Here is a 10,433-nt window from a genome sequence, read left to right as displayed (position 1 = left end):
CCACGACCACCTCCAAGATCAGGTCTTGGAGACAGTCTGCTGGCCGACGAGCAGCGGGTCGATTACCCGGCCAAGGCTGCGTGACGAGCCACTAGAGGACGGCGCGCTGCTGGTCGACGTGTCCGACCCGGTGGCATCCCTCCCCGCCGTGCCGACCGATGCCCCGGACCGGGCAGTCGAGAGCGGCCGGGGCCTGTTCCTCGTCCAGCAGTTCGCCTCCCTGTGCTGGTTCCTTCGCGGCGACGGCGGCAAGACAGTGCGCGCGCAGCTTCCGGCAGCCACCACATGAACTGCCCCGTCCGTGAACCGCCGGCCTCTGGAAGGAATCACCGATGACTGTCAATCCCCTCGAATCGTGGAGACCTTCCTATGCAGCCAGCCCCTCGCTGAGGCGGGCCCAGTAATCGTGTTCGTAGTCGATCGGGCTCTTGAAGCCACACACGCTGTGTAGCCGTCGGCCGTTGTAGAAGTCGGTGATCCAGGTAGCGATCCGGATCCGGGCCTCGGCGCGGGTGGCGAAGGCGTGCCGATGGACATACTCGACCTTCAGGACGCTGTTGAACGCCTCGCTGACGGCATTGTCGAAACAAGATCCGACCCTGCCCATGGACTGGAAAACGCCCAGCTTGCGGCAGGCGCGGCGGAACTTCCGCGAGGCGTACTCGCTGCCGCGGTCCGTGTGGAAAATGACGCCGCGCACGTCCCCGCCGCGGGTGGCCGCGGCCATCTGCAGGGCGGCCACGACCAGTTCGGCGTCGTGCCGCTCTCCCATCGCATAGCCGAGCAGACGACGAGAGAAGAGGTCGATGACCGTGGCCAGATACACCTTGCCCTCACCCGTCTCGATCTCCGTCATGTCCCCGCACCACACCAGGTCGGGTGCCTCGGCGGTGAAGTCCCGGTTGACGAAGTCCGGGGAGGCCGACCGCTTCCCCGGCCGGGTCAGCCCCCGCTGGCGGCGGACCTTGCGGGCGACCAGACCGAGCTCGGCCATCAGCTTTGCGACGGTGTTCACCGAGACCCGCCAGCCCTGCCGCACCAGCCGGACCCAGATCTTCGGCGAGCCATAGGTGCCGCCGGAGTCGGTGAACTCCTCCTGCACCGCCTCAGCCAGCTGCCGGCGGCGCACTTCCCGCCGGGTCGGCCGGCGGGTGCGGTGCTTGTAGAACCACGACTCGCTCACGCCCAGGGCGCGGCACGAGACGCGGTGCGGGATACGGTGCGCGGTCCTGAAGTCGCTGATCACCCGGCCACTTGTGCCGGGTCCGCCACGGCTACTTCACCCACAGGACCATGCAGCGTTTGAGCACATCACGCTCCATGACGAGTTCCTTGTTGTCCCGCTTGAACTGGGCGTTCTCCCGCCGCAGCCGCTCCAGCTCGTCACTTTCACCGTCCGACGCGGTCCCGGCCCGGCGAGCACGCGAAACCCAGCTGGCCAGCGTGGTCTCGTTGATGCCCAGGTCCTTGGCGACCTCGGCGATCGGCTTCCCGGTCTCCGTCACGATCCGTACCGCCCCTTCGCGGAACTCCGGATCGAACTTCCGTCGCTTCTCCGCCATGACTCCCAACTTCCCCTGCAGTCACGGTCTTCACGCTACGAGGGGAGGGACAGGCGAGACCTCCCTCCGCGAGGGCGTGTTCTTCGAACGCCACTTCTCCCACGGCCTGTTCGCCGGCCGTGACCAGTCCGAAGGCGTGGGAGCTCTCCTGAAAAGGCCTCTCCGTCCTTCAATCTGGGATAGACGTCGGCGGAGTGGAGCCAGGATTATCCTGGCTCCACTCCGTGGTGCGGGCGTGTCACTGGAACTGTGCGAAGAACCTCCAGATCTCTGCTTTGGTCCAGGTGGCGACGCCGCTTTCGCCGGAGGAGCCGTCGACCGGACCGGGTATGTGGCCTCCGTCGAACGCGGCCCATTGGACCGGGTATCCGGCACGGCAGCCCGAGTAGGTGGTGGTGATGTGCGTTCGGCTGCCCGGCGCGGGCTCGCGCGGGCTCTGGGGGGTGCAGCCGTTGTTGCTGACGAATCTGTCGCGCAGGGACCGTCCTTGCGCGATGTTGAGGACGGAGTCGCTGATGCCGTGGATTCCGAAGTAGGCGATGGGCTGGGTGCCGCCACTGCACCCGCTGATCTGGGCGCCGGAGATGACCGCGACCGCCCTGAAGACGTTCGCCCGGCTGCATGCGAGTGCGTGGCTCATACCGCCGCCCCAGCTGAATCCCGTGGCGAAACGCTGTGCCGGGTTGACACAGAGGCCGCCCTCGATTCGCCGGATCATGTCGTCGACAAAGGTGATGTCCTCACCGCCCGAATTGGCCCAGCCGTTGCCGAGGCCCTGGGGGGCGACGAGGATCGCGCCGTTGTTCGACTGTTCCTGTTGGCCGTAGTAGGACCAGGCGTTCCCGCTCGTTCCGCCCGAGGCGACGTCGCCGGCGGTGCCGCCACGCCAGTGGAACGCGAAGATCAGCCGGTAGGGGTGGCTGTTGTCGTAGTTGGCGGGAACCCTGAGGATGAAGCTGCGGCTCTTACCGCCGCTCTGAATCGTGTGCGTACCGCTCGTCAGAGTCGGGGCGCTGCCGCATCCGCCGCCGCCACCGGACGACAGCTTGACCATCTGCCATTGCTGGTTGGCGCCGCCCCAGTCGGTGTACTGGACGACGTTGCCGCCGTCGGCGGTGGAGGCGCCCTGCACCTCCACGGCCTTGCTGCTGGTGCGGTTGATCAGCCGGACGTGGCCCGCGTCGGAGTCGGCCAGGCGGAACTGCTGGTTGGCCCCGTTGTGGTCGGCCCACTGCTGGATCGCGGCACCGTCTGCGGTCGAGGCGCCGGCCACGTCGAGAACCTTGCCCGAATGCCGGGCCTTGAGGCGGTAGAAGCCGCCGCCGGAGTCCACGAACTGCCACTGCTGGTTGGCTCCGTCGTTGCGCGTCCACTGGCTGACCCGCGTGCCGTCGGCAGTGGACGCGCCAGAGACGTCCAGCGCCTTGCCGCTGTTGCGATTGACCAGGACGTACCAGGCATTGGTGTCCACCGTCGCCGCCTCGGCGGGCACCGGCTTCACCACGGCGAGCATGCCGAGCGCGAGGGTCGCCGCCACCACCGCGGCGACCCGGGACCACCAGCGATGTCTTGCTGGAGGGGCGGGGGAAGCCGCACCGTAGGTCTTCATCGATTCACCCTCTCGTTGGAGGCAGGTCCCATCAGGTGCGGGTCCAGCGCTGGTTGCTGCCGTTCGAGCAGGAGTAGAGCTGGATCAGGGTGCCGTTGGCGGTGCCGCTCGCGACGGCGTCGAGGCAGAGGCCGGACTGGACGCCGACGATGGTTCCGTCGGAGTTGAGGCGCCATTTCTGGTTGTCGCCGCCCCAGCAGCTGTAGATCTGGACTTTGGCGCCGTTGCCGGTGCCGGCGGCGTCCAGGCACTTGTTGCCGTAGACCCTGAGCTCACCGGCGGCGGTGTACGTCCACTGTTGGTTGGTGCCGTTGTGGCAGTCCCACAGGTGGAGCTGGGTGCCGTCGGTGGTGCTGGCGCCGGGCACGTCCAGGCAGCGGCCCGAACCGACGCCCTTGATCTGTCCGGAACCCGAAGGGGGCGTGGAGGAGCCGCCGTTGAGTGCGTTGAGGACGGCGGTGTAGGCGGGCTTCTTGCTGCCGTCGCCGTTGAACAGCAGCGGCGTGTGCTCCGGTCGCCAGGAGTCGGAGTCACGCACACCCCAGACGGTGATGCCGAGGCAGCGCGGGACGGCCAGGCAGTCGTTGGTCACGGCGGCGTAGGTCGAGGCCGGGGCACCCTGGATGTCGAGTTCGGTGATGGCCACGTCGACGCCGAGGGCGGCGAAGTTCTGCAGGGTGGTGCGGAAGTTGCTGTTGTAGGGGTTGCCGCTGTTGAAGTGCGACTGGAAGCCGACGCAGTCGATCGGCACGCCGCGCTGCTTGAAGTCCCGGACCATGGCGTACATGGCCTGGGTTTTGGCCGAGGTCCAGTTCTCGACGTTGTAGTCGTTGTAGCAGAGCTTGGCGGCCGGGTCGGCGGCGCGCGCGGTGCGGAAGGCGACCTCGATCCAGTCGTTGCCGGTGCGTTGCAGGTTGGAGTCGCGCCGGGCCCCCGAAGTGCCGTCGGCGAAGGCCTCGTTCACGACGTCCCACTGGGCGATCTTGCCCTTGTAGTGGGCCATCACGCCCTTGATGTGGTCGATCATCGCCTGGCGCAGCGTGCTGCCGCTGAGGCTCTGCATCCAGCCGGGTTGCTGGGAGTGCCAGGCCAGGGTGTGGCCGCGCACCTGCTTGCCGTTCTGCACCGCCCAGTTGTAGACGCGGTCACCGGCGGTGAAGTTGAACTGGCCCCGCTGCGGTTCGGTGGCGTCGATCTTCATCTCGTTCTCGGCCGTCACCGAGTTGAACTCGCGGTTCGCGATCGACGTGTACGCCGAGTCGCCCAGCCTGCCCGAGGCGATGGCGGTGCCGAAGTAGCGGCCGCTCTGCGCTGCCGCGGCGCCGAGCGTGTTCTCGGCGGCGTGTGCGGTCGGCGGCGCGACCAGTGCGGCGACCGTACCCAGGACGCCGACGACCAGCGCCAACAGCAGGCCGCGGATCTTCCGGCGGACAACGGATCTGGGAAGGGCATACGAGCCCATGACTGTGCCTCCAAGGTAGAAATCACGGAAGGACTGAAGCGCAGGGGAACGCGTCGTCCGCTCCCACTCGGCAGACGGACGGGTCGGGCCGGAACCCGGGCAGCACGGAATCACCGGACACCGCGGTCATGGGACCGGGACGATCTCAACCGGCACGGACGGCATCCGGTCGGCCGTCGGGTGACGTACGCGAGCGGCGGTGTTTCGACACAGGCATGGGGATACTCCATCGCGGCTCAGCCGGGGGACCGCCAGGCAGCGTCGCGTACCTCTCCAACTGCGCGAAGAGCCAGGATGCGCTGGTGCGAACCTCACCGGAACGAAACGGGGTGGCGCAGGTGCTTTGGTGCGCGGATCCGTCGTGCAGCTGTGCGTGATCTGCCGTGCAGCACAGATTGCTCAGGACCGACATGGTCCGATACCTCGAACCATGGCCGGTTCCCCAGACAGGGATGATTGAGGTATTGACGATGCATCGTCAATACTCCCCGCAGAAGAAGTTTCGATCCCTCTCCCGGAATTTTCCGGAATCCCGGCGAGCCGGAAGGCGAACCCCGGCGCCACCGTCGGGCCGGGGTCGGGACGAGTGTACGGACGCCGCTTGCTCGGCTTCTCACCTCCGCACGGACGCCTTGGACTGGCGAGCTGTATCCGCAAACTCCGGAGTGGTTCCGGTCGGCGCGACAGTTTGTCAAGCCCAAAGGGGAGGCACCGTTTGTGGACAGATCGGCGACAGGCCTTGACCAGAGGGCCCCACATTCCTAGCTTGTGCCGTCGAAGCATCCGGGAATTCTTCGAAACTTTCGAGATTGTCCCTGTCCCCCGGCACGTCCGCTCGCCGGTTCATCGGGGTCACCTCACCCCCCGCCCCCAAAGGAGGCCCTCTGATGTGGTTTCGCCACCCGTCCCCGGTCCGTCCAAGACGCTTACTCGCCGTCCTTGCGCCCTTGCTGCTCGTGGCCACCTTCCTCGGCGCCCAGCCCGCCGACGCGGCGACCGTAGACCCCAACGCCTCGTATGTGCTGGTCAACCGCAACAGCGGCAAGGCCCTGGACGTCTACAACCTGGCGACCAACGACGGCGCGCGCATCACCCAGTGGACCAGGAACGATCAGAACCAGCAGCAGTGGCAGTTCGTCGACGCCGGTGGCGGCTACTACCGCATCAAGTCCCGCCACTCCGGCAAGGTGCTGGACGTCCAGAACGCGTCCACCGCCAACGGCGGCCCGATCGTCCAGTGGACCGACCTGAACGCCACCAACCAGCAGTGGCGGCTGGCCGACAGCTCGGGTGGCTACGTGAGGCTGATCGCCCGCCACAGCAACAAGGCCCTCGAAGTGCAGGGCGGCTCCACCGCCGACAACGCGAACATCGTCCAGTACGACGACTGGGGTGGCACCAACCAGCAGTGGCAGCTCGTCCAGGTCGGCGCCGGCAACCCCGGCACGTGCAATCTTCCGTCGACCTACCGCTGGACGTCGACGGGCGCGCTGGCGCAGCCCAAGCCGGGGTGGGTCTCGCTCAAGGACTTCACTGTCGTCCCCTACAACGGCAAGCAGCTCGTCTACGCGACGACGCACGACACGGGGACGAGTTGGGGTTCGATGAACTTCGGCCTGTTCACCAACTGGTCGGAGATGGCCTCGGCCAGCCAGAACACGATGTCAGCTTCCACCGTCGCGCCCACGCTCTTCTACTTCGCGCCGAAGAACATCTGGGTGCTCGCCTACCAGTGGGGTGGGACCGCCTTCTCCTACCGGACGTCGAGCGACCCCACCAACCCGAATGGCTGGTCATCACCGAAGGAGCTCTTCTCCGGAAGCATCACCGGCTCCGGAACAGGACCCATCGACCAGACGCTCATCGCTGACGGGACGAACATGTACCTGTTCTTCGCCGGTGACAACGGCAAGATCTACCGGGCCAGCATGCCGATCGGGAACTTCCCGGGCAGTTTCGGCACGACCTCGACAGTGATCATGAGCGATACGACGAACAACCTGTTCGAAGCCCCGCAGGTCTACAAGCTCCAGGGCCAGAACCGCTACCTCATGATCGTCGAGGCGATCGGCTCGCAGGGCCGCTACTTCCGCTCGTTCACGGCCACCAGTCTGAACGGCTCATGGACACCCCAGGCCGCGACCGAGAGCAACCCCTTCGCCGGCAAGGCCAACAGTGGCGCCACCTGGACCAACGACATCAGCCACGGCGAACTGATCCGCACCAGCCCCGATCAGACCATGACCGTCGACCCCTGCAATCTGCAGTTGCTCTACCAGGGGCGCAGCCCCAACTCCGGCGGCGACTACGGCCTCCTGCCCTACCGTCCGGGTCTGCTGACACTGCAGCGCTGACGGCGTGACACGAGTCCGGCTCCGGTATGGAGCCGGCGTGGCGGGCTCGGCGGAAAGCCGAGCCCGCACGGTTCACGCGACAACGTCAGCGCTCATACGGCGACGGAGCGCGGGGCCGGGCAACGCTCACCAGCCCGAGGGCCATCCCGTAACGCGGTGCAACCGTCGATCAGGTGTGGCAGGAGCTGGATCCTGCGTAACTCCCGGCGGAGCACACGGTCGAGGTGGTCGGGTGTGCCGAAGGCGGTGTTGGCCATAGCTCTGCGTACCAGTGACCAGAGGGCCTCGACGGGGTTCAGGTCGGGCGCATAGGGCGGGAGGCGGACGGTGGTGAGCCAGTCGTGCTCGGCTCGGCCTCGTACCGTTTCAGCCCGGCCGCCAGATGGGTGTTGAGATTGTCCCGGACCACCACGATCGGGCCGCCGAGCTGGATGTGTGCGCGGACCAGCAGATCACGGTAGTCCTGCCAGGAGAAGCTCTTGCGTGCGCCTTTGAGGAGGAGGTGGTTGCGGGGCCGGTGGATGAGACGGCTTTCCACGCCCGGTTTGTAGCAGCACAGGGCGGCGACCGAGGTCCTGCGGCGGGATCGGCCTGGGGGTCGACGCCGACCGGGCCGGCCTGCGCGCGCTGCCCATCCGCTACTGCAGCAGTCTGGCTGCGGTCACGGCCGGTGGGTTGAACACGGCGGTGAGCAGGTGGCGGGTCTCCGGGACGGTCAAGGGGACCGGGTCGCTGCTGTGGTCGAGTAGCGCGGATCGGTGGGCCGGTCGGGGGCCGCGCCGGCGGCAGTCAGGAAGGCCAGGGCGAGCATGGCGAGGGTGATGTGCCGGTGCCATGAGGTCCAGTGCTATGGCCTGCGGCCACCGCACGATCTTCAGGAGTCCACACAACCCCCGATGATCATGCGGTGGCCATACCCGTTCTCAGTCGGCCCACCACAAGATCGCGAAGTGAGACTGGAGTACCAAGTGGTCGGCTCCGTAAGTCCTTCGGGGGTCTCCACCTGCTGGTCTTCGAAGTCGGGTCAGTGAGCGTAACCATGTATGAGTGAGTGTCGTTGTCAGAGCGTGAATCTGACGGAATGGGCGAAGACGCAGGGCGTGCATCCGCAGACCGCGTATCGCTGGTTCCGTGAGGGGACGTTGCCGGTACCGGCTCAGCGGGTCGGGCCACGCACGATCCTGGTGAACATCGACGCGAACACCACGCCCGAGGCCATCGGAGGTCTGGGCCTGTATGCCCGCGTGTCCTCGCACGATCAGAAGACCGATCTGGAACGCCAGGTCGCTCGGCTGTCGGCGTGGGCAGCAAAGGCCGGTCACCGAGTCGTTCGTGTTGAGGCGGAGATCGCTTCCGGGATGAACGGCTGTCGTTGCAAGGCCCGGCGTCTGCTGGCCGACCCGAACGTGACCTGCGTGGTGGTGGAGCACACGGACCGACTGGGCCGGATGAACGTCGAGCTTGTCGAGGCCGCCTTGTCCGCGACGGGCCGTCGCCTGGTGGTGCTGGACGACGGCGAGGTCGAAGACGACCTGGCGCGGGACATGGTGGAGGTACTGACGTCGTTCTGTGCCCGCTTGTACGGGCGCAGGTCGGCGAAGAACCGCGCCCGCAAGGCACTGGAAGCCGCCGAACATGGCTGACCTCCGCCCGATCGCCGCGCCGTTCGTCGCTCTCGGCCCGTCCGGCGTGGCGGTACGTACCCGGCTGAAGGACCTCACGCCCGAGGATGAGAAGGTTCTGCGCTTGATGGGTGCGCACCTGGGCTCGCTCGCCTCGAAGGACCTCAAAGCGCGTTGCATGGACGGCCTGGAGCACTCCACCGAGTCATGGGCGGCCCGTAAGCGGGACCTGACGGCCGAGTCGTCGTCCAGGTGGGCCGGGTCGATCACGAAGGCCACGCATGACCAGTGGGCGCTCGCCCGGCGCGGCCAAGCCGCACAGGTGAAGTCCCTCGAAGCCGGTATCACGACGATCCGGCACCGGCTGTCGCTGCCGGCCGGAGAGAAGGGCACCAAGCGGGCGCCGGGCGGCTACCGCTCCGCGCACGAGTGGTTTAACAAGACGCGACGGCTGCATGTGCTGGAGGACCGGCTCGACCAGGTTCAGGCCGACCGGGAAGCGGGCCGGGTGCATGTCACGCGTGGCGGTAAACGTCTGCTGGGCACCCGCCACAACCTTGGGCGAGCGCAGCTCACCGAGGCCGAGTGGCACGAACGTTGGGAAGCCTCACGCTGGTTCCTCCAGGCCGACGGCGAGTCGGGAAAAAGGTTCGGCAACGAGACGATCCGCATCACACCCCAGGGCGAAGTATCGGTCAAACTCCCGGCCCCGCTCGCCGACCTGGCGAACGCCAGGCACGGCCGGTACGTACTTGCTGCGAAGGTACAGTTCCCTCACCGGGGACAGGAGTGGGCCGACCGTGTAGAGGCCAACCGGGCCGTGGCCTACCGCATCCACTACGACACAGGGCGCGGACACTGGTACGTGGACGCCTCCTGGCAGATCCCGCCCACCCAGACCATCCCACTCGAAGCCGCCCTCGCCGATGGCGTGATCGGCGTGGACACCAACACCGACCACCTCGCCGCATGGCACCTCGACACGCACGGCAACCCGATCGGCCGGCCGCGCCGGTTCTTCTACGACCTGTCCGGCACCGCCCAGCACCGCGACGCCCAGGTACGGCACGCCCTCACGCGGCTGCTGAACTGGGCGAAAGCCTGCGGCGTCAAGGCCATCGCGGTCGAAGACCTCGACTTCCAAGCTGAGAAAACCAGAGAGAAGCACGGGCGCAAGCACCGATTCCGGCAACTCATCTCCGGCATGCCGACCGGCAAGCTCCGCGCCCGGCTGACCTCCATGGCCGACGCCACAGGTATCGCGATCATCGCCGTGGACCCGGCCTACACCAGCAAGTGGGGCGCCCAGCACTGGCAAAAGCCGATGTCCGGCCCCACCCGTAAGACCACCCGGCACGATGCGGCGAGCATCGCGATCGGACGACGCGCCCAGGGACACCCGATCCGGCGACGGACGACACCGCCCCGTGCACACCAGAGCGATGTGCACGGGCATCGGACCGTCCAGGCCGACCGGCGTGCTCCTGAGCGTGAGGGACCCCGCCCCCGCGTCTTCGGACCACGGACACGATCCGTGCCACCGGACACGGCGAGTACGCGGGCAACCAGGACACCCACAACCGTTCGGGGTGTCCGCAGTGACCAGGTATGGGTCCAAGACTCACTCCTGCTCACTGATTACTGAGCTCTTCGGGTTGTTGTCGGGTGGAGGGTCAGTCCGGTGCCGACAAGGCAGCCGTCGACGAGGTCGGGGCGGAGCTGAATGTGACGCAAGCCCCGGCGGAGGGTGCGTTCGAGGTGCTCGTCGTCGGTGAAGGCGGTGTTGGCCAGCGGGCCACGCCGTAACAGCGACCAGACGCCTTC

The 10,433-nt window shown here is 67.2% G+C and carries 8 protein-coding genes and 2 pseudogenes; 4 read left to right on the top strand and 6 right to left on the bottom strand.

What is annotated here, in order from left to right:
• A partial coding sequence (locus ACFV7R_RS46085; protein ID WP_385276522.1) for an ATP-binding protein occupies positions 1–289 on the top strand: 289 nt, incomplete at its 5' end.
• Between the two features lie 78 nt (positions 290–367).
• Here the strand turns inward: ACFV7R_RS46085 and ACFV7R_RS46080 are convergent.
• From ACFV7R_RS46080 to ACFV7R_RS46065, 4 genes are all read right to left on the bottom strand, one after another.
• Positions 368–1,246: an IS3 family transposase gene (locus ACFV7R_RS46080; RefSeq protein WP_385276519.1), complete on the bottom strand. Its 879-nt coding sequence runs from the start codon at positions 1,244–1,246 to the stop codon at positions 368–370.
• Between the two features lie 28 nt (positions 1,247–1,274).
• Positions 1,275–1,562 (bottom strand): transposase, encoded by a 288-nt coding sequence (locus ACFV7R_RS46075; RefSeq protein WP_385276516.1) that lies wholly within the window; start codon positions 1,560–1,562, stop codon positions 1,275–1,277.
• Between the two features lie 238 nt (positions 1,563–1,800).
• Complete coding sequence (locus ACFV7R_RS46070; RefSeq protein ID WP_385276525.1) at positions 1,801–3,102, bottom strand: RICIN domain-containing protein; 1,302 nt, start codon at positions 3,100–3,102, stop codon at positions 1,801–1,803.
• A gap of 100 nt (positions 3,103–3,202) precedes the next feature.
• Complete coding sequence (locus ACFV7R_RS46065) at positions 3,203–4,633, bottom strand: endo-1,4-beta-xylanase (RefSeq protein ID WP_385276513.1); 1,431 nt, start codon at positions 4,631–4,633, stop codon at positions 3,203–3,205.
• An 887-nt stretch (positions 4,634–5,520) separates the two neighbouring features.
• Between ACFV7R_RS46065 and ACFV7R_RS46060 the strand changes: the two genes are divergently transcribed.
• On the top strand, positions 5,521–6,987 hold the full coding sequence (locus tag ACFV7R_RS46060; protein ID WP_385276509.1) for a non-reducing end alpha-L-arabinofuranosidase family hydrolase: 1,467 nt from the start codon (positions 5,521–5,523) through the stop codon (positions 6,985–6,987).
• Positions 6,988–7,079: 92 nt separating this feature from the next.
• On the opposite strand, the pseudogene ACFV7R_RS46055 reads toward ACFV7R_RS46060, so the two are convergent.
• A pseudogene (locus ACFV7R_RS46055) lies at positions 7,080–7,546 on the bottom strand (transposase).
• Between the two features lie 508 nt (positions 7,547–8,054).
• Between ACFV7R_RS46055 and ACFV7R_RS46050 the strand changes: the two are divergent.
• Complete coding sequence (locus tag ACFV7R_RS46050) at positions 8,055–8,630, top strand: IS607 family transposase (protein WP_385276506.1); 576 nt, start codon at positions 8,055–8,057, stop codon at positions 8,628–8,630.
• The gene (locus ACFV7R_RS46045; RefSeq protein WP_385276503.1) at positions 8,623–10,254 is read left to right on the top strand and encodes an IS200/IS605 family accessory protein TnpB-related protein; all 1,632 of its coding nucleotides are present in this window, start codon (positions 8,623–8,625) and stop codon (positions 10,252–10,254) included. Before ACFV7R_RS46050 ends, ACFV7R_RS46045 begins: the two co-directional genes overlap by 8 nt.
• Here ACFV7R_RS46045 and ACFV7R_RS46040 read toward each other — a convergent pair.
• Positions 10,248–10,433 (bottom strand): annotated as a pseudogene (locus tag ACFV7R_RS46040) (IS630 family transposase); the annotation flags it as partial. The gene ACFV7R_RS46045 and the pseudogene ACFV7R_RS46040 sit on opposite strands and share 7 nt — an antisense overlap.

It is taken from the genome of Streptomyces sp. NPDC059866 (assembly GCF_042731325.1).
Lineage (GTDB): Bacteria > Actinomycetota > Actinomycetes > Streptomycetales > Streptomycetaceae > Streptomyces > Streptomyces flavusporus.
This window is presented reverse-complemented; position numbering and strand designations above follow the sequence as displayed.

Coding starts and splice junctions, on each gene's coding strand:
- ACFV7R_RS46075 (WP_385276516.1), bottom strand. CDS start 1,562: ATGGCGGAGAAGCGACGGAAGTTCGATCCGGAGTTCCGCGAAGGGGCG.
- ACFV7R_RS46065 (WP_385276513.1), bottom strand. CDS start 4,633: ATGGGCTCGTATGCCCTTCCCAGATCCGTTGTCCGCCGGAAGATCCGC.
- ACFV7R_RS46060 (WP_385276509.1), top strand. CDS start 5,521: ATGTGGTTTCGCCACCCGTCCCCGGTCCGTCCAAGACGCTTACTCGCC.
- ACFV7R_RS46045 (WP_385276503.1), top strand. CDS start 8,623: ATGGCTGACCTCCGCCCGATCGCCGCGCCGTTCGTCGCTCTCGGCCCG.